The organism is Cellulomonas denverensis, assembly GCF_012396125.1.
GTDB lineage: Bacteria > Actinomycetota > Actinomycetes > Actinomycetales > Cellulomonadaceae > Cellulomonas > Cellulomonas denverensis.
On record NZ_JAAXOX010000001.1, the window covers coordinates 263,800 to 287,408 of the forward strand.

The window sequence follows — 23,609 nt, forward strand, 5'->3', positions numbered from 1 at the left end:
GGTGGAGTACTCAGACCGGTCAGTCCGCCAGGCCCTTGCGATAGGCGAAGACCACTGCCTGCACCCGGTCGCGCAGACCGAGCTTGGTGAGCACGTTGGACACGTGGGTCTTCACCGTCGCCCGGCCCAGCACCAGCTCGGCGGCGATCTCGTCATTGCTGAGCCCGCGAGCCACCAGGCGGAGCACCTCGGCCTCCCGGTCCGTCAGCTGCTCGACCACCGCACTGCCCGGGCACGGCTCCGGGCCGGCGATCACCCCGGCCGAGCCCATCGCCCGGGAGATCACCGAGCGGGTCACCTCCGGCGACAGCAGCGCGTCACCGGCCGCCACCGCCCGCACCGCATCCGCCAGTTGCTCCGGCCGGGAGTTCTTCAGCAGGAACCCGGACGCCCCGGCGGTGAGCGCCTGCACCAGGTAGTCCTCCCGGTTGAAGGTGGTCAGCACCAGCACCGCACAGTCCAGCTCGGGATCGGACCGGATCAGCCGGGTGGCCTCGATGCCGTCCAGCTCGGGCATCTGCACGTCCATGCACACCACGTCCGGCCGCAGCTCGTGGGCCAGCCGCACCGCCTCGCGCCCGGTGGAGGCCTGACCGACCACGGTCAGATCCGGCGAGGCGTCCAGGATCGTGGCCAGCGCGGCCCGCAGCAGCGCCTGGTCGTCGGCCAGCAGCACCCGGATCCCGGTCATCGGTCGTCCCTCTCCCGCATGGCGGCCAGCGGCACCCGCGCCCGCACCAGATATCCACCGCGTCCGCGGGGCCCGGCCACCAGGGTGCCGCCGTCCGCCGCAGCCCGCTCGCGCATCCCGACCTGGCCCAGCCCGGCACCGCCGAGCCGCGCCCGCCGGCTCATCCCGCCGCCGTCGTCGGTGACCTCCAGCTCCACCGCGTCGTCGTCGTAGCGCAGCCGGACGTCCGCCCGCGCGCCCTCACCGGCGTGCTTGCGGGTGTTGGTCAGCGCCTCCTGGGCGATCCGGTACAGGTTCAGCGACAGCAGCGGCGGCAGCGGTTGCGGATCGCCGATCACCTGGAAGGTCGCGGTCACCCCGGCCTCGGTCGACTGGGCCACCAGGGTGGGCAGCTGCTCCACGGTCATCGACCCGACGGCCGGCGCCGGACGTTCGGCCACCCCGGCCTCCCGCAGGGTGCCGAGCACCCCCTGCAGCTCCACGATCGCCGCCCGGGCCGAGTCCTCCACCTGTTCCAGCGACCGGGTCGCACCGTCGGCGTCCAGCGCCAGCTGCACCCGGGCGGCGGCGGCCTGCACCCCCATCAGCGAGACGTGGTGTGCGACCGCGTCGTGCAGTTCGCGCGCCAGCCGCAGCCGCTCCAGGGAGACCGCCTGTTCCTCCACCATCCGGCGCTCGGTGACCAGCTGCCGTCCGCGCCACCGGGTCCGGGCCCGGTCCCGCGCCGCGTTCCAGGCATGGTCGCCGAAGTACCAGGCGCCGGAGAAGTAGAGCATGTTGGTCAGCACCTGGCTCATCAGGTAGGCGGCCATCGGGGAGAACGCGCCGGCCCGGGACAGCCCCGGGATCGCGTCCGGGTCGGTCACGGACTGGAAGATCGTCACCAGCAGCCAGACCGCCATCCCGGTGACCACCGCCGCGCGGACCCAGAACGCCACCGTCCGCCGGCTCTCCCAGGCGCCCACGGTGTACAGCGCCATGAACAGCGCGATGTTGATGAACAGCGTCTCGGAGACCTGCAGGCTCACCGTGATCACGAACATCATGCCGACGATCACGGCCACCGCGGACGGCCAGCGGCGGCGGAAGGCCAGCGGCAGCACCGTGGCCACCAGGCAGGCCACCGCCACCGGCCCGGACGCCGGATCGTCGTAGAGCCCCACCACCTGCCAGAGCGCCAGGTCCAGCACCGCCCCGATGAACAGCACCGCCGCGATCAGCAGGTCCGAGCGCAGTTGCTCCGGGGTGGGGGCAGCACGGCGCCACCGGGGGTCATCCGGGTTCGGGGTGGACGGCGGGTCCGGGCGGGTGAGGGCTCGCACGGCGCCCACGCTAGCGATGAGTGGGTGCTACCTGGGACCCACCACTCAGGCCCGGACACCCGATGAGGTGACCCGGAGGGCGACCAGCAGGGGCAGCGGCACCCCGATCAGCACCACCACCGCCGCCAGCACCGCCAGCACCCCGCCGTCGAACACCGGCACCGGCACCCCCGACATCCCCTGCGCCACCCCGGCCAGTGCCGGCAGCACGCACGCGATCCCGGCGAGCAGTGCGACCCCGGTCAGCAGGCCGGACTCGGCGGCGACCATCCCGAGCAGCTGCCGCCGGGTGGCGCCAGTGCGGTGCAGCAGGGCGAACTCCCCGCGCCGGGACCCGATCAGCATCGCCAGGGTGTTCGCCGCCGCCACCCCGACGAAGGCCAGCAGGGCGAACAGCAGCGCCGAGGACAGGCCCTGCTGCCCGCTCGCCGACGCCCGGATCTCCGCCGCGTACCCCGGCACATCGGTCACGGTCAGCCCGCCGGCGGCGGCGCGCACCGTGGACTCCGGCACCTCGTTCAGCCGCAGCAGCAGGGTGGACGCGCTCGGCTCACCGCCCAGTGCGGCGGCGGTGGCGGACCCGATCAGGTAGTCGCCCAGCCCCAGCCCGCGCTCGTACACCGCCACCACGGTCAGGTCGGTCTGCACCCCGTCCACCCGGACCCCGATCGGGTCGCCGATCGTGGCCATCCCCTCGAAGGCGGCCTCCCGGCTCACCGCGATCGTCCCGGCCTGCGCCAGGTCGGCCAGGTCGCCGGAGCGCACACCCGGGTCGATCAGGTCGCCCTGCTCGGGCACGGTGCGCAGCGTGAGCGACTCCCAGGACAGGAAGGTCTCGTCCTGGTCCACCCGCACCTGGGCCGCCAGCAGCGCGGTCTGCCCGGCGGTCACCCCGGGCAGGGCCGCCACCCGGTCCAGGGCGGCCGGGTCGCCGGTGAGCACCAGGTCGGCGTCCAGCGACTCGGCCACCTGCCGCTCGGTGCCGTCCAGGATCGCCAGGTTCGCGCCGGACTGCACGGTGCCGAGGGCCAACAGCAGCATCAGCGGCACCACCGCCCCGGTCAGCCGCCGGGAGAACCCCCGGGCATTGGTCAGCGCCAGGGTCGAGGTCGCCCCCGGGACGCCCGCCGCGAGCGCGTGCCGGGCCACCCAGCCGATCAGCGCCGGCCCGAGCAGCGCGACCGCGATGATCAGCACGATCGCGGACACCGTCGCCGCCGCGCTGCCCATCAGCCCCGGCAGCACGAACGGCACCAGCGCCAGGCCGAGGCCCACCGCCGCCAGCACCACCGCCGCGATCCGGCGGCCACGGGACAGCCCCGCCGGTTCGACCGCGGACGACCGCACCGCCCCGGCCGGACTCAGCCGCGCGCTCTCCCGCCCGGCCAGCCGCGCCGCACCGATCGCCACCGGCACCAGCAGGGCCAGGGTGGCGAGCACCGGCCACGGCGACAGCCCCAGGTCGAAGCCCGGCGTGAGCACACCCCCGTCGGCGAGCGGTCCGCCGAGCAGCGGTGCCAGGAACAGTCCGGGCAGCACCCCGGCCGGCGCCGCGACCGCGAACAGCAACAGCACCTCCGCGGTGACCATCTGCCGCACCTGCCGGGTGGTCGCCCCCACCGCCCGCAGCAGCGCGAACTCCCGGGCCCGGGGCCGCAACGCCGCGGCCACCGTGGAGGCGACCACGAACAGCGCGATCAGCACCGCGGTCCCGGCGAAGGACGAGGACACCGTGATCAGCGTGCTCGCGGCCGGATCGGCGGAGCCCGCGGCCAGCCGGATGCCCGCCTCCACCCAGGCACCGGTGGCGGTCAGCAGCGCGGCGGCCAGGGCGACCACCAGGGCGCTGCCGGCCAGCGACCACCGGTGCACCCGCACCGCGGACCGGGCCGAGGACCACACGGCGCTCATCGGGCCAGCTCGATCATCCGGGCGGTCACCTGGGCCGCGGTGGGAGTGTCGAGGTGTCCGGCCAGCCGGCCGTCGGCCAGGAACAGCACCCGGTCCGCGGCCGCAGCGACCTGCGGATCGTGCGTGACCAGCACCAGGGTCTGGCCGAGCGCCGAGGCGGTGTCCCGCAGCACGGCGAGCACCTGGGCGCCGGTCTGCGAGTCCAGCGCACCGGTCGGCTCGTCGGCGAACACCACCGCGGGCCGGGTGATCAGCGCCCGGGCGATCGCCACCCGCTGGGCCTGACCGCCGGACAGTTCACCGGGCAGCCGGTATTCCATCCCGACCAGGCCCACCGCCGCCATCAGCCAGGCCCGCAGCTCCGGGTCCGGCTCCCGGCCGCCGAGCAGCAGCGGCAGCGCGACGTTCTCGGCCACCGTCAGGTGCCCGATCAGGTTGTAGGCCTGGAACACGAAGCCGATCCGGTCCCGCCGCAGCCGGGTGACCGCATCCGGGGACAGCGCGGTCAGGTCCGCGTCGCCGATCAGCACCTGCCCCGCGGTCGGCCGGTCCAGCCCGGCGGCGCAGTTCAGCAGGGTGGACTTCCCGGAACCGGACGGGCCCATCACCGCGGTGAAGGACCCGGCCGCGAGGGTCAGGGACACCCCGGCCAGGGCGTCGATCGTGCCCGCGCCGTTGGGGTAACTGCGCCGGACCTCGTGCAGGCGGACCGCCGAGGCGGTGGAGGTGGGAGTGGTCGTCGTCGTCATGGCATCGACGCTAGGAATCGGCGAGGGTCTCGCTCCAGACGCCCGCGATGGAACCCGGCGACCTGCATCCTTCGATGCAAGCGGTCAGTCCTCGGGCACCGTCACGATCCGGTTCTGGTAGGCCCAGACCACCGCCTGCAACCGCGAGCGCACCCCGAGCTTCGGCATCATCCGGGCCAGGTGCGACTTCACCGTGGACACCTCCACCACCAGCCGGGCGGCGATCTCCTCGTTCGACATCCCCTGCGCCAGCAGCAGCAGGATGTCCCGCTCCCGGGCGGTCAACAGCTCGGTGCCGCGATCCAGGGCGACCGGTTGCAGCCGCCGGCGGTGCGCGAACTCGCGCAGCACCCGGTGGGTCAGGGTCTGGTCCAGGGTGCCCCGGCCCGCGGCGACCTCCCGCACCGCGTGCACGATCTGCTCCGGTTCGGCGTCCTTCAGCAGGAACCCGGACGCCCCGGCCTCCAGCGCGCCGAAGACGTACTCATCCAGGTCGAAGGTGGTCAGCACCAGCACCGGCACCGGCTGATCGGCCTCCGGTCCGCACAGCTGGCGCGCCACGCTGATCCCGTCCCGACCCGGCATCCGCACGTCCAGGCAGACCACGTCCGGCCGCAGCTCGGCCGCCAGCCGGACCGCCTCGTCCCCATCCGCGGCGGCGCCCACCACCACCAGATCCGGTTCCGCGCCGATCAGGGTGGCCAGCCCGGCACGCACCAGCGGCTGGTCGTCCGCGATCAGGACCCGGGTCATCTGCTCGCTCATGCCGCTCCCCTCTCCCGTGGCAGCCGCAGCCACACCTGCCAGCCGCCCTCGGCGGTCGGGCCGTACCGCAGATCGCCGCCGACCAGCTCCGCCCGCTCGGCCATCCCGCGCAGCCCGTGCCCGCCGCCGTCCGACAGAACCGGCGGGGCGCTCGGCGGACCGTTGGTCACCGTCAGCACGCACGCGGCGCCGTCCCGGTCGTCGACCTCGACCACGCACGCCGCACCCGGCGCGTGTGACCGGGCATTGGCCAGCGATTCCTGCACCATCCGGTACCCGGCCAGCTGCGCCAGCGGCCCGACCCCGGCACCCAGCTCCCGGTCACCCCGCCACACCCGCAGCATCACCGGCTCGCGCACCAGCCCCGGCACCGACGCCAGGCTCCACGCGCTCGTCTCCGCCGGATCGTCCTCCCGCAGCAGGCCGACCAGCCGCCGCAGATCGGTCAGCACCACCCGGCTCTGCTCCCGCACCTGGTGCAATCCTTCCCGCGCCGCCGCCGGGTCGGACTCCAGCTGCCGGTCGATCGCCGAGGCCATCAGGGCGATCCCGGACAGGTGATGGGCGGCGATGTCGTGCAGCTCCCGGGCCATCGCGGTCCGCTCGGTCGCCACCGCCGTCCGGACCAGGGCGTCCCGCTCCCGCTCCAGCGCGCGCAACTCCCCCGCCTGCGCCTCCTTCACCGCCCGCCGCGACCCGACGATCAGCCCCGGCACCCAGCCGAGCAGCACCGCGGCCACCCCCTGGCCCAGCCCCATCCCCACCGACAGCAGCGACCAGCCGTCTGCGAGCGCCCGGGAGAGTGCCAGCAGCACCGCCACCGCCACCAGCGACCACCGCAACCGCGGCCGCACCACCGTCGCCCGGTACACCGCGACCGCGGGGGCCAGCGTCACCAGACCCGCCGCCCCCTCCGGACCGGCCAGCCCCATCGGCACCGTCACCCCGGCGACCACCAGCAACACCGGCACCGGCCGCAGCCGCGCCCAGGCCAGCACCACCGCCTGCACGCTCAGCGCCGCCAGCACCGCCCACCACGGCCCGGACCCCACCCGCGGCGCCATCAACGGATCGGCCGGGTCCATCGGCTCCGCCTGCTCCAGCACCGGCAGGGCGGCCAGCAGGGCCACGACCACGACCCAGGTCACCGCGGCGACCAGCAGGTCGGTGCGGCTCGGGCGGGGGGTGGTGGTCACGGGGCGCATCGTCCCACTGCGGGGGCGGGGCGGTCACCGTGAGTCCGTACCCTTGTCCGAATGGCCCACCTGCTCGGCGGCGAGAACCTCCGCCTGTCCTTCCCGACCAAGACCGTCTTCGACGGCATCACCGTCGGCCTGAACGAGGGCGACCGGGTGGGCATCGTCGGCCGCAACGGTGACGGCAAGTCCTCCCTGCTGGCGATGCTGTCCGGCCGGCTGGAGCCGCACGGCGGCCGGGTGACGGTGCGCGGCGGGACCCGGATCGGGGTGCTGGACCAGCAGGACACCCTGGACCCGGCGCTGACCGTGGGGCAGGCGATCGCCGGGGACCGGGCCGAGCACGAGTGGGCCGGGGATGCCCGGATCCGGGATGTGGTGGCCGGGCTGGCCGGTGACCTGCCGTGGGACAAGCCGATCGCCGAACTGTCCGGTGGCCAGCGCCGCCGGACCGCCCTGGCCGCGCTGCTGGCCGGCGAGGACGAGGTCCTGATGCTGGACGAGCCGACCAACCACCTGGACGTGCAGGCGGTGACCTGGCTGGCCGGGCACCTGAACCGGCGCTGGTCGGCGAACGCGGGCGGCCTGCTGGTGGTCACCCACGACCGGTGGTTCCTGGACGAGGTGTGTACCGCCACCTGGGAGGTGCACGACGGGATCGTCGAGCCCTTCGAGGGCGGGTACGCGGCCTACGTGCTGCAGCGGGTGGAGCGGGACCGGATGGCCGCCGCCTCGGAGGCGAAGCGGCAGAACCTGATGCGCAAGGAGCTGGCCTGGCTGCGCCGCGGCGCCCCGGCGCGCACCTCCAAGCCCAAGTTCCGGATCGACGCCGCGAACGCGCTGATCGCGAACGAGCCGCCGCCGCGCAACACCGTCGAGCTGTCCCAGATGGCCACCGCCCGGCTGGGCAAGGACGTGGTGGACATCGAGGACGTCGGCGTCAGCTACGGCGACCACCAGGTGCTGCGCGACGTCACCTGGCGGATCGCCCCCGGCGAGCGGACCGGCGTGCTCGGGGTGAACGGGGCCGGCAAGTCCACCCTGCTCGGCCTGGTCACCGGTGCGGTCCGGCCGACCACCGGCCGGGTCAAGCGCGGCAAGACGGTCAAGGTCGCCACCCTCACCCAGGAGCTCGCCGAACTGGCGGACGTCGCGGACGACCGGGTGAACGACGTGATCGCCCGGTACCGCACCAGCTACGTGGCCGGCGGCAAGGAGCTGTCCCCGGGCCAGTTGCTGGAACGACTGGGCTTCACCAGCGTCCAGCTGCAGACCCCGGTCAAGGACCTGTCCGGTGGGCAGCGCCGGCGGTTGCAGCTGCTGCTGATCCTGCTGGACGAGCCGAACGTGCTGGTGCTGGACGAGCCGTCCAACGACCTGGACACCGACATGCTCGCCGCGATGGAGGACCTGCTGGACACCTGGCCGGGCACCCTGCTGGTGGTCTCGCACGACCGCTACCTGCTGGAACGGGTCACCGACCAGCAGTACGCGATCCTGGACGGCCGGTTCCGGCACGTGCCCGGCGGTGTGGACGAGTACCTGCGCCTGCTCGCCGCCGCGGAGTCGGTGCCCAGCACCGCTGCATCGGCCGCCAAGGCACCCTCGGACGCCGCCGCCACCCGGGCCGCCAAGAAGGAGCTGGCCGCGGTCGACCGCCGGATGTCCAAGCTGACCGACCAGATCGCCGACCTGGACGTCCGGATGAACGAGCACGACCCGGCCGACTACGGCGGCCTGGCGAAGCTCACCGCGGACCGGGCGGCCCGGCAGGACGAGCTGGCCGAGCTGGAGCTGCGCTGGCTGGAGCTCGCGGAGGCCGTGGAGGGCTGAGCCGGCTCACCGCGCGCCCGGGGCAAAACGGAGTACGCTCATTTTTGAGCACGATCCGCAACCCCGGGAGGCGAGCATGGCGATCGGCCGCCGGGAACGCGCCCGGCAGGAGAAGCAGGACCGGATCTTCGCCGCTGCCGCCGACCTCTTCGACACCCACGGCTTCGACCGGGTCACCACCCAGCAGATCGCCGAGCGCGCGGACATCGGCGCGGGCACCCTGTTCCGCTACGCCGCCAGCAAGGGCGAACTGTTCCTGATGGTGTACAACCGGCGGTTCGCCGCCGCGGTCGAGGCCGGATCGCAGGCCGCGCAGCGGGAGGCCGATCTCACCGCGGCGGTCTGTGCCCAGATCGAGCCGGTGCTCACCTGGGCCGGCGACCTGGACGACGCCGCCCACTACCAACGCGAGTTGCTGTTCGGCGACGCGAGCGAGCCGTACCGCGCCGAGGGGCTGGCCATCGTCGCCGACCTGGAGCGCCGGATCGCGGAACTCCTGCTGACCGCCCGGCCCGGCACCGCCCGGCAGGCCCACCGCGGGGCCCGGAGCGTGTTCGCCGTCCTGAACCTGCTGCTGGTCCAACCCCTCAATCCCCTGCATCCCGACGACGATGCGACCACCGAACTCCGGGCCCAGGTCGCCCAGATCGTCGCCGGGTACCTCCACACCGTCCCGGAGGCCCCCGCCGGCTGACCACCGACGAGGACGAACCACACCATCACGAATGGAAGGAACGTCATGCGTCACACCAACGGCAACTATGAAGCCTTCGCCCGTCCCCGCAAGCCCGCGGGGGTGGACGACAAGACCGCGCTCTTCGTCGGGGCGGGACTGGCCTCGCTCTCCGGTGCGGCCTTCCTGATCCGCGACGGCCGGATGAGCGGGGACCGGATCACCGTGCTGGAGCGGCTGGACCTGCCCGGCGGTGCGCTGGACGGCATCAAGGAGCCGAAGAAGGGCTTCGTGATCCGCGGCGGCCGGGAGATGGAGGACCACTTCGAGTGCCTGTGGGACCTGTTCCGCTCGATCCCCTCGCTGGAGGTCGAGGACGCCAGCGTGCTGGACGAGTTCTACTGGCTGAACCGCGACGACCCGAACTTCTCCCTGCAGCGCGCCACCGTCGACCGGGGTCAGGACGCGCACACCGACGGGCTGTTCACCCTCAGTGAGAAGGCGCAGAAGGAGATCGTCAAGGTCTTCCTCGCCACCCGGGAGGAGATGGAGGGCAAGCGGATCGACGAGGTGTTCGGCCGCGAGTTCCTGGACAGCAACTTCTGGCTGTACTGGCGGACGATGTTCGCCTTCGAGGAATGGCACTCGGCGCTGGAGATGAAGCTCTACCTGCACCGGTTCATCCACCACATCGGCGGACTGCCGGACTTCTCCGCCCTGAAGTTCACCAAGTACAACCAGTACGAATCGCTGGTGCTGCCGCTCTACACCTGGCTGCTCGACCAGGGGGTGCACTTCGAGTTCTCCACCGAGGTCACCGACGTCGACTTCGACCTGCAGGACGGCCGCAAGCAGGCCACCCGGGTGCACTGGCTGCGCGGCGGCGAGGCGGGCAGCACCGAGCTGGGCCCGGACGACCTGCTGTTCATGACCATCGGCTCGCTGACCGAGAACTCGGACAACGGCGACCACCACACCCCGGCCCGGCTGAACGAGGGGCCCGCACCGGCCTGGGACCTGTGGCGCCGGATCGCCGCCAAGGACCCGTCCTTCGGCCGGCCGGACGTGTTCGGCGCGCACATCCCGCAGACCAAGTGGGAGTCGGCCACCGTCACCACCCTCGACCCGCGCATCCCGGCGTACATCCAGAAGATCGCCAAGCGGGACCCGTTCAGCGGCGGGGTGGTCACCGGGGGCATCGTCACCGCGAAGGACTCGTCCTGGCTGATGTCCTGGACGGTCAACCGCCAGCCGCACTTCAAGCAGCAGAAGCCCGGCGAGTGCGTGGTGTGGGTGTACAGCCTGTTCGTCGACCGCCCCGGCGACTACGTCACGAAGCCGATGCAGGACTGCACCGGTGAGGAGATCACCCGCGAGTGGCTCTACCACCTGGGCGTCCCGGTCGAGGAGATCGACGAGCTGGCCGCCACCGGCGCCAAGACGGTGCCGGTGATGATGCCGTACGTCACCTCGTTCTTCATGCCCCGGCATGCCGGTGACCGCCCGGACGTGGTGCCGGCCGGCTCGGTGAACTTCGCCTTCATCGGCCAGTTCGCCGAGAGCGGCCGGGACTGCATCTTCACCACCGAGTACTCGGTGCGCACCCCGATGGAGGCGGTCTACACCCTGCTCGACATCGAGCGCGGCGTGCCCGAGGTCTTCGGCTCCACCTACGACATCCGCGCCCTGCTCGCCGCCACCAGCCGGCTGCGGGACGGCGAGGAGGTCAAGGTGCCCGGCGGTCACCTGGGCCGCCGGTTCGTCGAGCACAAGGTCGACGACAGCCAGATCGGCGAGCTGCTGCACCAGTTCCGCCTGCTGCAGTGAACCCAGGATGCTGCCGACGGCAGATCCGCCGTCGGCAGCATCCCCTCCCCCGGCGAGCCGCCGCGCGGGACGGTGGGGCCATGACCGACACCCCCGCCCCGCCCCGGTTCAGCGCCGAGGCCCGCCGCTCGCTCTACGACAGCCGGGTCCTGGTGCTGGACGGCCCGCTCGACGACGACAACGGCACCCTGCTCAGCACCCAGCTGATCGCGCTGGCCACCGCCGACCCCGGCACCGACATCGCGCTGTGGATCCACTCCCCCGGTGGCTCGGTGCCCGCGATGCTGGCGATCCGGGACCTGATCCGCCTGGTGCCCTGCGACGTGTCCACCCTGGCCCTGGGCATCGCCTACTCGGCCGGCCAGTTCCTGCTGTCCTCCGGCACCCCGGGCAAGCGCCGCGCCCTGCCGCACGCCCGGGTGCTGATGCACCAGGGGTCGGCGGGCATCGGCGGCACCGCGGTGGACGTCGAACTGCAGGCCGACGACCTGCGGCACACCCGGGACACCGTGCTCGGCCTGATCGCCGAGGACACCGGCCAGCCGCTGGACCGGGTGTTCGAGGACAGCCTGCACGATCGCTGGTACACCGCCGCCGAGGCCCGCGACTACGGCTTCATCGACCAGATCGTCAACGACTTCGGCCAGCTCCGGCCGCAGCGCCCGCGCGGGCTGGCCGGGTTCGGGGGCGTGGCATGAGCAGCTACACCATCCCGAACGTGATCGCCCAGCACCCGCGCGGCGAGCGGATCATGGACGTCTACTCCCACCTGCTCACCGAGCGGATCGTCTACCTGGGCACCGCCCTGGACGCTGGGGTGGCGAACACCCTGATCGCCCAGCTGCTGCACCTGGAGGCGGACGCCCCGGACCGGGAGATCCAGCTCTACATCAACTGCGAGGGCGGCGACCCGTCCGCGATGCTCGCGGTCTACGACACGATGCGCTACATCCGGGCCGAGGTGGCCACCGCCTGTGTCGGCCAGGCCGTCGCGGTCGGCGCGGTGCTGCTGGCCGCCGGTGCACCGGGGAAGCGCTCCGCCCTGCCGCACGCCCGGGTGGTGCTGCACCAACCGGTCGCCCAGGGCCGCGGCGCCATCCCGGACCTGATCCTGGCCGCCGACGAGGTGGTGCGGATCCGGTCGGAGATGGAGGGCATCCTGGCCGAGCACACCGGGCAGAGCGTGGAGCGGCTGCGCGCGGACACCGACCACGACCGGGTGTTCACCGCCGCGGCGGCGCAGGAGTACGGGCTGATCGACCAGGTGATCGACCGGCGGTGAGACTCAGGCAGCCAGGCCGAAGGGTGCCGCGAGCACCGTCGCGGCCGGCGCCGCCGGGGCGCGCAGGTCCTGGGCCACCCCGGTGGTCAGGTCCAGCAGGCTCACCCCCAGCGCTCCGGCCACCGCCGCGATCATCTCGCTGGACGGGTCCTTGACCCCACGCTCCATCTCGGACAGGTACTGCGGGGACACTCCGGCCCGCTCCGCGGTCTCCCCGAGGGTCTCGCCGCGCTGGTGCCGCAGCCGGCGCAGCCGCAGGCCGAGCAACTCACGCCACAGGGGCTCGCGCCCGCGGCGGATCGGGGTGACGGGGCGCGCGGTGGTGGCGGTCATGCCTCACGGTAGGCCGGGAGCGGGCGGCGCGGGCCGGGGTTCTGCTCTGGGCAGAGCGGGATCAGAGCGCCAGACTCCCGAGCCCGGATCGCACCCGGGCGAGCTCCCGGTCGGCGAGCGCCGCCCAGCCCGCACCGTCCGGGTCGTCGGCGATCCAGCACAGGAACGTCCGGTCGAGCGCCAGCCGGCCGATCGCCGCACACAGCGCGGCGACATCGGCGCTCTCTCCCCGGGCCCGGAGCGCGGCATCGATCGCCTCGGTCAGGCCGCTGAGCTTGAGCAGTTCGCGCTCGCGCAGTTCCGGATGGGCATCGATCACCCGCTGCCGGCGGCGGGCCCAGTCGTGCCGCTCCGGGCCGAACAGCTGGTCCGCCGACCGCAGCCCGGCGGCGACCGCTGCCATCGGGTCGTCGTCCGCGGGTGCGGCGGCGATGGCGTCGGCGACCAGGCGGCTCAGGGTCTGCTCCCGGTCGAAGAGCACCTCGCGCTTGTCCGTGAAGTGCCGGAAGAAGGTGCTCTTGGCCAGTCCGGCGCGCTCGGCGATCTCCGCGGCGGTGGTGTCCGGGTATCCGCGCTCCACGAACAGGTCGAGGGCCGCGCGCTGCAGTCGCTCCCGCGCTCCGGGTTCCCATCGGGCCATGCCGGACATCCTAGTTGACGAGACTTGGTCCTATCAGGTCTATAGTGATGGGACCAAGTCTCGTCATCGGAAGAAGGATCCTCATGCGCCTGCTCGTCACCGGGGCCTCCGGCTGGATCGGCCGCCACCTCGTCCCCCTGCTCCAGCACGACGGGCACCAGGTCGTCGGCCTGGCCCGATCCGCCGAGTCCGCCGCCCGGATGACCGCCGCGGGAGTCGAGCCGCTGCCCGGCGACCTGACCGACACCTCCCTGCTGCGCGACGCGGCCGAGCGCACCGACGGGGTGGTCCACCTGGCCTACCGGCACGACTTCGACCACTTCGCCGAGGCGGGCACGCTGGACGCCGCCGCCGTGGCAGCCTTCGCCGCCGCTCTGACGGGCACCGGCAAGCCCCTGGTGATCGCCTCGGGCACCCCGGCGATGCCAGGACGGCTCGCCACCGAGGCAGACTGGGCCACCGGGGGCCCGACCGGCGCCCGCGGCCGGGTCGCCCGGACCGTGGTGGACCTGGCAGACCGCGATGTCCGCGGTGTCGTGGTGCGGCTGCCCCGCTCGGTGCACGGACCCGGCGATCAGGGCTTCGTCACCTGGCTGGCCCGGATCGCCCAGCAGGCCGGCCTCTCCGGTTACCCCGGGGACGGCTCCGCCCGCTGGCCCGCGGTCCACGTCGACGACGCCGCGCAGGTGTTCCGCTTCGCCGTGGCGGCAGCGGCACCCGGCACCGTGCTGCACGCGGTCGGCGACCAGGGCATCCCGGTGCGCGAGATCGCGGCGGCGCTCGCCGACCGCCTGGGACTGCCCTCCGGCACCCGATCGGCGCAGGAGATCGGCTTCCTCGGCCTGATGATGACCGTGGATCAGCCCGCCTCCGGTGCCGCCACCGACGCGCTGACCGGCCGCCGCCCGGCCGGCGCCGGTCTGCTCGCCGACATCGCGGCGGGGTACTACGACCTCTGAGACGCGGGGCGGACGGCGCGGGCCGGGGTTCTGGTCTGGGCGGCGGAACGACCGGCCCTGCCCTCAGGCGGTCGCCGCGCGCTGGGCGACCACCCCCACCATGCCCGCTCCTCCGCCCGGTTGATCACCGGGTCTGGGTAGGCGGACCGGCGCCGATCGGGGCGGTCCCGGCACCCCCTGTTCTGCCGGTCCACCACTCAGCCATGGCGCCGCGCACCCTCGTTCTGCCGATAACCTCCCCCCAGCGTCGCGGTCCGGCCGCACGGCCGGGTGCCGCCCGGCCATCATGTCCCGGTCTGTGGCGGCACCCGCACCGAGACCCCCGACCGACGGGACGGCACCGTGACCCAGAGGACCGACGGCACTGCGGACCTGCAGACCGGCGAGGACGGCGAGCAGCTGCAGCGCGGGCTCACCAACCGCCACATCCAGCTGATCGCGATCGGCGGCGCGATCGGCACCGGGCTGTTCCTGGGCTCCGGGCGCACCATCTCGCTGGCCGGGCCGTCGGTGCTGCTGGTCTACGCGGTGCTCGGCTTCATGCTGTTCTTCGTCATGCGGGCGATGGGCGAGCTGCTGCTGTCCAACCTCAAGTACCGCTCGTTCCGGGATATGGCGGCGGACATCATCGGGCCCTGGGCCGGGTTCGTCACCGGATGGACCTACTGGTTCTGCTGGATCGTGACCGGGATCGCCGACGTGGTGGCGGTGGCCGGTTACGTGGCCTACTGGTGGCCGGACCTGCCCCGGTGGATCGCGGCGGTGCTGCTGATCGTGGTGCTGCTGGTGCTGAACCTGGTGGCGGTGGCGCTGTTCGGCGAGCTGGAGTTCTGGTTCGCCCTGGTCAAGATCATCGCGATCGTCGCGCTGATCGTGGCCGGCCTGGTGCTGGTGGCCCTGGCGTTCTCGGACACCGACGGCACCACCGCCCGGGTCGCCAATCTGTGGGAGCACGGCGGGTTCTTCCCGCAGGGGCTGCGCGGCTTCATCGCCGGGTTCCAGATCGCGGCCTTCGCCTTCGTCGGGATCGAGCTGGTCGGCACCACCGCCGCCGAGACCAAGGACCCCGAGCGCACCCTGCCCCGCGCGATCAACTCCATCCCACTGCGGATCGCACTGTTCTACCTGGGCGCGCTGGCCGTGATCATGATGGTGATCCCGTGGGACCGGATCGACCCGGAGACCAGCCCGTTCGTCACGATGTTCGCGATGACCGGGATGCCCGCGGTCGGCGGGATCATCAACCTGGTGGTGCTGACCTCGGCGGCGTCCTCGGCGAACTCCGGGATGTTCTCCACCTCCCGGATGCTGTTCGGCCTGGCGGACGACCGGATGGCGCCCCGGTCGTTCGGCCGGCTGTCCAGCCACCACGTGCCGGCCCGCGGGCTGATGTTCTCCTGCGCCTGCCTGGTGCCCGGGGTGGTGCTGCTGTACGCCGGGACCTCGGTGATGCAGGCGTTCACGCTGGTGACGACGGTGGCCACCCTGATGTTCGTCGTGGTGTGGACGATGATCCTGGCCTGCTACCTGGTGTACCGCCGCCGGTCGCCGGAGCTGCACGCGGCCTCGACGTTCAAGATGCCCGGCGGCCCGGTGATGTGCTGGGTGGTGCTGGCGTTCTTCGCCTTCCTGGTCGGCGCGCTCGCCCTGGACCCGGACACCCGCCGGGCGATGGTGATGCTGCCGATCTGGTTCGCGGTGCTGGCGATCGCCTGGTGGACGATGCGCCGCCGCGGGGTGGCGGACTCGATCCAGGCGTCGGTCACCCTCGGGGCGCTGGGGGCGCGCGAGTCCGAGTCCGAGTGAGCGCCGCCGGTCACTAAGATCGTCGGCATGTCCCACATCCTCAGCGCAGTCGCCTGGCCGTATGCCAACGGTCCGCGGCACATCGGTCATGTCGCCGGATTCGGCGTTCCCTCCGACGTGTTCAGCCGGTACATGCGCATGGCGGGGCACGACGTGCTGATGGTCTCCGGCACCGACGAGCACGGCACGCCGATCCTGGTGCAGGCCGAGCAGGAGGGCGTCTCCCCGCAGGAGCTCGCCGACCGGTACAACCGCGTCATCGTCGAGGACCTGACCCAGCTCGGCCTGTCCTACGACCTGTTCACCCGGACCACCACCCGCAACCACTACGCCGTGGTGCAGGAGATGTTCCGGACCGTGCACAAGAACGGCTACATGGTCGAGCAGACCACGATGGGCGCGATCAGCCCGTCCACCGGCCGCACCCTGCCGGACCGCTACATCGAGGGCACCTGCCCGATCTGCGGCTATGACGGCGCCCGCGGCGACCAGTGCGACAACTGCGGCAACCAGCTGGACGCGATCGACCTGATCAACCCGAAGTCCCGGATCAACGGCGAGACACCGACGTTCGTCGAGTCCAACCACTTCTTCCTGGACCTGCCCGCGTTCGTGGACGCGCTCGGCGACTGGCTGCGCACCCGGACCAACTGGCGGCCGAACGTCCTGAAGTTCTCGCTGAACCTGCTGGACGACGTCCGGCCGCGGGCGATGACCCGGGACATCGACTGGGGCATCCCGGTGCCGCTGGAGGGCTGGGAGTCTAACCCGAACAAGCGGCTGTACGTCTGGTTCGACGCGGTGATCGGCTACCTGTCCGCCTCGATCGAGTGGGCGCGGCGCAGCGGGGACCCGGAGGCCTGGCGGCAGTTCTGGACCGACCCGCAGGCGCTGTCCTACTACTTCATGGGCAAGGACAACATCACCTTCCACTCCCAGATCTGGCCGGCCGAGCTGCTCGGCTACACCGGCGGCGGGTCGAAGGGCGGCACCCCGGGCCCGTACGGGAACCTGAACCTGCCCACCGAGGTGGTCTCCAGCGAGTTCCTCACCATGGAGGGCAAGCAGTTCTCCTCCAGCCGCGGCGTGGTGATCTACGTGCGCGACATGCTCTCCCGCTACCAGCCGGATGCGCTGCGCTACTACATCTCCACCGCCGGCCCGGAGAGCCAGGACGCCGACTTCACCTGGGCCGACTTCAAGCGCCGCACCAACGACGAGCTGGTCGCCGGCTGGGGCAACCTGGTCAACCGGACCGCGAGCATGGTGCACAAGAACTTCGGCGCGATCCCCGAGCCCGGCACCCGCCAGCCGGTGGACGAGGCGCTGCTCGCCCAGACCACCACCGCCTTCGGCCGGGTCGGCGAGCTGATCGGCACCCACCGGCACCGCGCCGCGATCGGCGAGGCGATGCGGATGGTGCAGGAGGCCAACCGGTACGTCTCGGAGACCGAGCCGTGGAAGCTCAAGACCGACCCGGACCGGCTCGCCACCGTGCTGCACACCACCAGCCAGGCGGTCAGCGACCTGAACACGCTGCTGTCGCCGTTCCTGCCGCACTCGGCCCAGCAGGTGCACGAGGCGCTGGGCGGCACCGGCACCGTCTCCCCGCTGCCCCGGATCGACGAGGTCACCGACCTGGACGACCCGAGCCGGCAGTACCCGGTGATCACCGGCGACTACTCCGCCGTGCCCGGGTGGGAGCCGCGGCCGGTGGTGCCGGGCACCCCGGTGGCCAAGCCGACGCCGGTGTTCACCAAGCTGGACGACGACATGGTCGAGGCCGAGCTCGACCGCCTGCGCCAGGCCTGATGTCCCGCAAGCGCCGGGAACCGGGCTGGCCCGCAGCCCCGGAGCCGCTGCCGAGCCCCGTCCCGGACAACCACACCCACCTTGAGTCGGTGCTGGGGGTCCGGGAGGAGCCCGGCCCGGCGACCCTGGACCAGCACCTGGACCTGGCCGCCTCGGTCGGGGTGCCGCGGATGGTCCAGGTCGGCTGCGACCTGGACGCGGTCGCCTGGACCGATGCCGTGCTGCGGGCCGACGCCGGGGAGCAGGTCATCGCCCCGGTGCCGCTGCGGGCCGGTCGCCGGGCGCTGCTGGGGGCGGTGGCGATCCACCCGAACGAGGCGGTGCTGCACGCCGGGGTGCACGAGGTCGCCCCGGACGGCCTGGACCCGGACCCCCGGCCCCGGCACGCCACCTCGCTGGACGACGCCCTGGCCGCGGTCGAGCAGGTCGCGCGGGGCAACGACCGGGTGCGCGCGATCGGCGAGACCGGCCTGGACTTCTTCCGGGCCGGTCCGCGTGGGCGAGCGGTGCAGCGGGAGGCATTCCGGGCGCACATCGCGCTGGCGAAGGAGCTGGGCCTGGCGCTGCAGATCCACGACCGGGACGCGCACCAGGACGTGGTGGAGCTGCTGCGCCGGGACGGCGCCCCGGAACGCACCGTCTTCCACTGCTTCTCCGGCGGCCCCGCGCTGGCCGAGGTGTGCGCCGCCGAGGGCTGGTTCGCCTCCTTCGCCGGGCCGGTGACCTTCGGGGCGAACGACGACCTGCGGGCGGCGCTGCGCCGGATGCCGCCGGACCTGGTGCTGGTGGAGACCGATGCGCCGTACCTGACCGCGCACCCGCTGCGCGGCCGCCCGAACGCGCCGTATCTGGTCCCGCTGACGGTGCGGCGGATCGCAGCCGAGCTGGGCGAGGACCTGGACGCCGTGTGCCGGCGGCTGACGACCACCACCGAACGGGTCTACGGCACCTGGTGACGACCTCTCCGGTCCACGGTTCGGCCCCGGACGTCACCCGGTCGGGGCCCGTGGGCGGTCATGGGGTGTTCTCCCGGTCACGAATCGGTTACGGTCGTCGCTAGTTCCGACTTCCCCCTCCCGTTGGAGTCCCGCGCGTGGCCACCCCCGCCGAATCCGCCGAGCACGCCCGGCTGCGTTCCGCGTCCTCGCGGCGCCAGGACCGCCCCACCCGCCGGTCCCGCCGGGCCCGGCTCGCCGCCCAGGCCGCCGTCCTGCTGCTGGCCGCCGGTGGCACCACCGCCTTCGTCGGGCTGCACAAGACCGTGATGGTGGAGGTCGACGGCGAGCAGATCGAGGTCAACGCCTTCGGCCGCACGGTGGGCCAGGTGCTGGCCAGCGGGAACATCACCGTCGGCGAGCACGACCTGGTCGCCCCGGGGCTCGGGGAGCAGGTCGCCGACGGTGCCGAGATCGTGGTCCGGCACGGCCGCCAGCTCGACGTCGAGGTGGACGGCGAGGCGCAGACCGTGTGGACCACCGCCCTGACCGTCGGTGAGGCCGTGGACGACCTCGGCCTGCGCGAGTCCGGCATCCTGACCTCCGCCTCCCGCTCCTCGGCGGTCGAGCGCGGTGAGGTGCTGCGGGTCTCCACCCAGAAGACCATCCACCTGGCCGTCGACGGGCAGGTGATCGACGGGGTCACCAGCGCCGGCACCGTGCGGGACGCGCTGCGGGACATCGGCCTGGTGCTGAACGAGGACGACCGGGTCTCGGTTCCGCTGGACGCCACCGCCACCGACGGACTGGTGGTGATGGTGACCCGCGCGGCCACCTCCGGCGAGACCGTCACCGAGGCGATCCCGTTCGAGGAGCAGGAGGTCGAGGACCCCACCCTGGTCGCCGGCACCCGCAAGGTCGAGACCCCGGGCCGCGCCGGACTGCGGACCACCACCTACAGCAACGCCGTGGTCGGCGGAGCCGTGGTCGAGCGCCAAGTGATCGCCTCGGCGGTCACCACCGAGCCGGTCACCCAGATCGTCAAGGTCGGCACCCTGGAGATCTCCGCCGACGTCACCGTCACCCCGGGCAGCGCCCAGGAGCTCGGCAAGCAGATGGCCGCCGCGCGCGGCTGGGGCGACGACCAGTTCTCCTGCCTGCTGCAGCTGTGGAACAAGGAGAGCGGCTGGCGGGTGGACGCGGCGAACTCGTCCTCCGGCGCCTACGGCATCCCCCAGGCGCTGCCGGGCTCCAAGATGGCCAGCGTCGCCGCCGACTGGCGGACCAACCCGGCGACCCAGATCACCTGGGGACTGAACTACATCGCCGGCCGGTACTCGACCCCCTGCGGCGCCTGGTCGTCCTTCCAGGCCAAGGGCTGGTACTGAGTGCATTACCTCACGGTGCTGGGCTGAGCCCTTGGCATCAGGTCACGAATAGGTTACGTTCATACGTCGTTCGTGACCGTTGCGCCACGGGCACTGGTTCCCCCCTCCGGGAACTGGACAGCCGGATCGGGGATCCGGGACCCGCGTGATCGGCAGCACCCTCCGGCTGCCGGCATCGCCACGGCCCATCGCGGCCGGGCAACGCGGGGCGTCAGTCGCTTGTCGCACCCGCACCCCGTGCCCGGGACCGTCGTCGTCTGGACCCCAGTGACCTCTGCGAACTCCTTCGGCACGCGCCTGCGCGCCGCCGGTACCACCCTCCGCCACCGCATCGTCCGGAACACCTCCGAGACCGACCCCGACAATCCGGAGCAGACCCGCCCACGCCGGCACCGTGGCCGCGTGATCGCCGCCGCCACCGCCGTGGTCGTGCTGGCCAGTGGCGGCGTCGCCGTCGCCGACGCGCACAAGACCGTGACCCTGGACGTCGACGGGGTGCTCACCACCGTGTCGACCTTCTCCGGCAGCGTCGACGGCCTGCTCGCCGAGCAGGGCCTGGAGCTCGGCTCCCGCGACACCGTCACCCCCAGCGGCGCCCTGCAGGACGGCGCCGGGATCGAGGTGCGGCACGCCCACCAGATCGTGATCAACGCCGACGGCGCCGAGCAGCAGGTGTGGACCACCGCACTGACCGCCGACGAGGCGCTCACCATGCTCGCCAGCCGTGGCGGCGACGTCCGCCTGGTCGCCAACCGGTCGAACTCCGGCCGCCCCGATCTGTCCCTGGACCTGACCCTGGACGGCCCGGCCGAGGTCCAGGTGGACGGCGAGACCCTCACCGTCGACGACGGCAGCACCACCGTGGCCGAGGCTCTCGACCACCTGGGCGTGGAGCTGCAGCCGCTGGACCGGGTCAGTGTGGCCCGGGCCGGTGACGGCACCGTCACCGTCGTGGTGAACCGGGTCGTGGTCGAGGACGTGACCACCACCAGCGAGGTCCCGTTCGGCGCGACCGAGCAGGAGGACCCCTCGATGTACAAGGGCACCACCAAGGTGACCACCGCCGGTGTGCCCGGCGTGCGCACCCTGGTGGAGCGGGTCACCACCGTCGACGGCCAGGAGACCGGCCGCGAGACGCTGTCCGACGAGGTCACCCAGGCCCCGGTCGACCAGGTCACCAGCGTGGGCACCAAGGCCCGCCCGGCGCCCGCCGCGTCCACCGGGTCGTCCTCCGCGGGCAGCCCGGCCGTGGGTGGCGGCAGCGCCTCCGGCCTGAACTGGGCCGCGCTGGCCGCCTGCGAGTCCGGCGGCAACCCGACCATCGTGTCCTCCAACGGCCTGTACCACGGCCTGTACCAGTTCTCGGTGAGCACCTGGAGGGCGGTCGGCGGTTCCGGCCTGCCGTCCCAGGCGTCCGCCGCGGAGCAGACCGCCCGGGCCCAGGACCTGTACAACCGCTCCGGTGCCGGCCAGTGGCCGGTGTGCGGCTCGCGGCTGTTCAGCTGAGCAGCCAGTAGGCTCTCGGTCCATGACTGACAGCAACGGCCCCGTCGCGTCCGCGGCGGGGCCGTTGCTCGGTCCGGCGGAGATCCGCGAGCTGGCCGAACGGGCCGGGGTCCGGCCGACCAAGACCCTGGGCCAGAACTTCGTCCTCGATGGCGGCACGGTGCGCAAGATCGTCCGCGGCGCCGACATCGTGCCCGGCGAGCGGGTGGTGGAGATCGGCCCCGGCCTGGGCTCGCTCACCCTCGGCCTGCTGGAGGCCGGCGCGGACCTCACCGCGGTGGAGATCGACCCGGTGCTGGCCGGCCTGCTGCCGGACACCGTCCGCCGGCACGTGCCGGGCCTGGACGTCACCGTCGTCGACCTGCCCGATGTGCACGCCGGTGCGGACGGCGGTCCCGGCCTCACCCTGGTCCGCGGCGATGCCCTCGACGTGCGCGAGTTGCCCGGCTCGCCCCCCACCGCGCTGGTCGCCAACCTGCCGTACAACGTGTCGGTGCCGGTGCTGCTCAGCTTCCTGGAGCACTTCCCCACCCTGGAACGGGTGCTGGTGATGGTGCAGGCCGAAGTCGCCGACCGGCTGGCCGCGCCCCCGGGCAGCCGCACCTACGGCGTGCCGTCGGCCAAGACCGCCTGGTACGCGGCCGCCCGCCGCACCATCACGGTCGGCCGCTCGGTGTTCTGGCCGGTGCCGAACGTCGACTCCGCCCTGGTCCGGCTCGACCGGCACGCCCCGCCGCCCACCACCGCCACCCGCGAACAGGTCTTCGCCGTGGTGGACGCCGCCTTCGCCCAGCGCCGCAAGATGCTGCGCGCCGCCCTCGCCCCGCTCGCCGGGGACACCGCCACCGCGACCGCCGCGATCGAGGCCGCCGGGGTCGACCCGCAGGCCCGGGGCGAGGCGCTCGACATCGCCGCCTTCGCCCGGGTCGCCGAGCAACTGCCCGCCGAGGCGCTGGTGCACCGCGGCCCCGCCCCCGCCCGCCGCCGGCGCTGAACGCGCGCCCGCACCCGCCGGACCTGGCACAGTGGGGGCGTGACCGACCTGCGACTCGCCCGCCGTGAGGTGCGGGTCCGCGCCCCGGGCAAGGTCAACCTCTCGCTGCGGGTCGGGCCGCGCGACCCCGACGGCTACCACCGGCTCGGCACCGTCTTCCAGGCCGTGTCGGTCTACGAGGACGTCGCCGCCCGCGCCGCCGACACCCTCCGGGTCACCGTGGTCGGCCCCGGCGCCGAGCGGGTGCCGGCCGGCGAGGAGAACCTCGCGTTGCGCGCCGCCCGGCTGCTCGCCGAGCACACCGGCATCGCCGACGGCATCCAGCTCCGGGTGACCAAGGCCGTCCCGGTCGCCGGCGGGATGGCCGGGGGCTCCGCCGACGCCGCGGCCGCCCTGCTCGCCTGCGACGCGTTCTGGGGCACCGCCCTGCCGCGGGAGGAGCTCGCCGAACTCGGCGCAACCCTCGGCGCCGACGTGCCGTTCCTGCTGATGGGCCAGACCGCCGTGGGCACCGGCCGCGGCGACCTGCTCACCCCCGCGCTCAGCCGCGGCGAGTACCACTGGGCCTTCGGCATCCAGGAGGACGGCCTGCCCACCCCCGCCGTCTTCGACGAGTTCGACGCGCTCACCCCCGACCCCCGGATCCCCGATCTGGACTCCGAGGTCGCCCTGCTCCAGGCCCTGCGCGCCGGCGACGCCGTGGCCGTCGGCACCCTGCTGCACAACGACCTGCAGGCGGCGGCGCTCGAACTGCGCCCCGACCTGGTCGAGACCCTCGCGGTCGCCGAGGACGCCGGGGCGCTCGGCGTGGTGATCTCCGGCTCCGGCCCCACCGTCGCCGCACTCGGTCGCAGCCGGCAGCACGCCCTCGCCCTGGCCGCCGCGATGACCGCCGCCGGGGTGGTCGACTCGGTGCTCACCGCCTCCGGGCCGGTGCACGGGGCACGCGTGCTGCCGGGGTCGGACGTGCTGTAGGGCCGGACACCA

At 73.2% G+C, this 23,609-nt stretch carries 21 protein-coding genes; 13 read left to right on the plus strand and 8 right to left on the minus strand.

Features of this window, described 5'->3' with window-relative positions; translation table 11 throughout:
* Nucleotides 1-19 precede the first annotated feature (19 nt).
* The 6 genes from HGA03_RS01205 to HGA03_RS19505 all read right to left on the minus strand — a co-directional run bounded on the left by HGA03_RS01205 (nucleotide 20) and on the right by HGA03_RS19505 (nucleotide 6,634).
* Nucleotides 20-691: a response regulator gene (locus tag HGA03_RS01205; protein ID WP_168628392.1), complete on the minus strand. Its 672-nt coding sequence runs from the start codon at nucleotides 689-691 to the stop codon at nucleotides 20-22.
* The gene (locus HGA03_RS01210) at nucleotides 688-2,013 is read right to left on the minus strand and encodes a sensor histidine kinase (RefSeq protein ID WP_168628393.1); all 1,326 of its coding nucleotides are present in this window, start codon (nucleotides 2,011-2,013) and stop codon (nucleotides 688-690) included. Before HGA03_RS01210 ends, HGA03_RS01205 begins: the two co-directional genes overlap by 4 nt.
* Before the next feature lie 45 nt (nucleotides 2,014-2,058).
* Nucleotides 2,059-3,924 (minus strand): FtsX-like permease family protein, encoded by a 1,866-nt coding sequence (locus tag HGA03_RS01215; RefSeq protein ID WP_168628394.1) that lies wholly within the window; start codon nucleotides 3,922-3,924, stop codon nucleotides 2,059-2,061.
* The gene (locus HGA03_RS01220) at nucleotides 3,921-4,673 is read right to left on the minus strand and encodes an ABC transporter ATP-binding protein (RefSeq protein ID WP_168628395.1); all 753 of its coding nucleotides are present in this window, start codon (nucleotides 4,671-4,673) and stop codon (nucleotides 3,921-3,923) included. The genes HGA03_RS01215 and HGA03_RS01220 overlap by 4 nt, the downstream gene beginning before the upstream one ends.
* A gap of 84 nt (nucleotides 4,674-4,757) precedes the next feature.
* A complete protein-coding gene (locus tag HGA03_RS01225; RefSeq protein WP_168628863.1) occupies nucleotides 4,758-5,426 on the minus strand; it encodes a response regulator in 669 nt (222 codons plus the stop codon).
* 8 nt (nucleotides 5,427-5,434) lie between these two features.
* Nucleotides 5,435-6,634 carry a sensor histidine kinase gene (locus HGA03_RS19505; protein ID WP_168628396.1) on the minus strand — a complete coding sequence of 400 codons (1,200 nt, stop codon included), beginning with the start codon at nucleotides 6,632-6,634 and terminating at the stop codon, nucleotides 5,435-5,437.
* A 60-nt stretch (nucleotides 6,635-6,694) separates the two neighbouring features.
* On the opposite strand from HGA03_RS19505, the gene HGA03_RS01235 reads away from it, so the two are divergent.
* The 5 genes from HGA03_RS01235 (at nucleotide 6,695) to HGA03_RS01255 (ending at nucleotide 12,249) form a co-directional block, all read left to right on the plus strand.
* Nucleotides 6,695-8,467: an ABC-F family ATP-binding cassette domain-containing protein gene (locus HGA03_RS01235; RefSeq protein ID WP_168628397.1), complete on the plus strand. Its 1,773-nt coding sequence runs from the start codon at nucleotides 6,695-6,697 to the stop codon at nucleotides 8,465-8,467.
* A gap of 76 nt (nucleotides 8,468-8,543) precedes the next feature.
* Nucleotides 8,544-9,161, plus strand: a complete 618-nt coding sequence (locus HGA03_RS01240) for a TetR/AcrR family transcriptional regulator (protein WP_168628398.1) — start codon at nucleotides 8,544-8,546, stop codon at nucleotides 9,159-9,161.
* Nucleotides 9,162-9,206: 45 nt separating this feature from the next.
* Nucleotides 9,207-10,967: an oleate hydratase gene (locus tag HGA03_RS01245; protein WP_168628399.1), complete on the plus strand. Its 1,761-nt coding sequence runs from the start codon at nucleotides 9,207-9,209 to the stop codon at nucleotides 10,965-10,967.
* 80 nt (nucleotides 10,968-11,047) lie between these two features.
* Nucleotides 11,048-11,665 (plus strand): ClpP family protease, encoded by a 618-nt coding sequence (locus HGA03_RS01250; RefSeq protein ID WP_168628400.1) that lies wholly within the window; start codon nucleotides 11,048-11,050, stop codon nucleotides 11,663-11,665.
* Nucleotides 11,662-12,249 (plus strand): ClpP family protease, encoded by a 588-nt coding sequence (locus tag HGA03_RS01255; RefSeq protein ID WP_168628401.1) that lies wholly within the window; start codon nucleotides 11,662-11,664, stop codon nucleotides 12,247-12,249. Before HGA03_RS01250 ends, HGA03_RS01255 begins: the two co-directional genes overlap by 4 nt.
* A gap of 3 nt (nucleotides 12,250-12,252) precedes the next feature.
* Here the strand turns inward: HGA03_RS01255 and HGA03_RS01260 are convergent, their stop codons facing one another.
* Nucleotides 12,253-12,582, minus strand: coding sequence for a helix-turn-helix domain-containing protein (locus tag HGA03_RS01260; protein ID WP_168628402.1), 330 nt, complete (start codon nucleotides 12,580-12,582; stop codon nucleotides 12,253-12,255).
* 61 nt (nucleotides 12,583-12,643) lie between these two features.
* The gene (locus tag HGA03_RS01265) at nucleotides 12,644-13,222 is read right to left on the minus strand and encodes a TetR/AcrR family transcriptional regulator (protein WP_168628403.1); all 579 of its coding nucleotides are present in this window, start codon (nucleotides 13,220-13,222) and stop codon (nucleotides 12,644-12,646) included.
* Nucleotides 13,223-13,305: 83 nt separating this feature from the next.
* Here HGA03_RS01265 and HGA03_RS01270 point away from each other — a divergent pair, with 83 nt between their 5' ends.
* From HGA03_RS01270 to HGA03_RS01305, 8 genes are all read left to right on the plus strand, one after another.
* A complete protein-coding gene (locus HGA03_RS01270; RefSeq protein WP_168628404.1) occupies nucleotides 13,306-14,181 on the plus strand; it encodes an NAD-dependent epimerase/dehydratase family protein in 876 nt (291 codons plus the stop codon).
* 342 nt (nucleotides 14,182-14,523) lie between these two features.
* Nucleotides 14,524-15,987, plus strand: coding sequence for a D-serine/D-alanine/glycine transporter (gene cycA, locus HGA03_RS01275; protein WP_203767179.1), 1,464 nt, complete (start codon nucleotides 14,524-14,526; stop codon nucleotides 15,985-15,987).
* 27 nt (nucleotides 15,988-16,014) lie between these two features.
* The gene (gene metG, locus HGA03_RS01280; protein ID WP_168628405.1) at nucleotides 16,015-17,799 is read left to right on the plus strand and encodes a methionine--tRNA ligase; all 1,785 of its coding nucleotides are present in this window, start codon (nucleotides 16,015-16,017) and stop codon (nucleotides 17,797-17,799) included.
* The gene (locus HGA03_RS01285) at nucleotides 17,799-18,755 is read left to right on the plus strand and encodes a TatD family hydrolase (protein ID WP_168628406.1); all 957 of its coding nucleotides are present in this window, start codon (nucleotides 17,799-17,801) and stop codon (nucleotides 18,753-18,755) included. Before metG ends, HGA03_RS01285 begins: the two co-directional genes overlap by 1 nt.
* Nucleotides 18,756-18,892: 137 nt before the next feature.
* Entirely contained in the window at nucleotides 18,893-20,122 is a 1,230-nt protein-coding gene (locus HGA03_RS01290; RefSeq protein ID WP_239073478.1) for a resuscitation-promoting factor, read from the plus strand.
* Between the two features lie 402 nt (nucleotides 20,123-20,524).
* Nucleotides 20,525-21,628, plus strand: a complete 1,104-nt coding sequence (locus tag HGA03_RS01295) for a resuscitation-promoting factor (RefSeq protein ID WP_239073479.1) — start codon at nucleotides 20,525-20,527, stop codon at nucleotides 21,626-21,628.
* 22 nt (nucleotides 21,629-21,650) lie between these two features.
* Nucleotides 21,651-22,622, plus strand: a complete 972-nt coding sequence (gene rsmA / locus HGA03_RS01300) for a 16S rRNA (adenine(1518)-N(6)/adenine(1519)-N(6))-dimethyltransferase RsmA (protein WP_168628408.1) — start codon at nucleotides 21,651-21,653, stop codon at nucleotides 22,620-22,622.
* 39 nt (nucleotides 22,623-22,661) lie between these two features.
* Nucleotides 22,662-23,597 carry a 4-(cytidine 5'-diphospho)-2-C-methyl-D-erythritol kinase gene (locus HGA03_RS01305; RefSeq protein ID WP_239073480.1) on the plus strand — a complete coding sequence of 312 codons (936 nt, stop codon included), beginning with the start codon at nucleotides 22,662-22,664 and terminating at the stop codon, nucleotides 23,595-23,597.
* Nucleotides 23,598-23,609 lie beyond the last annotated feature (12 nt).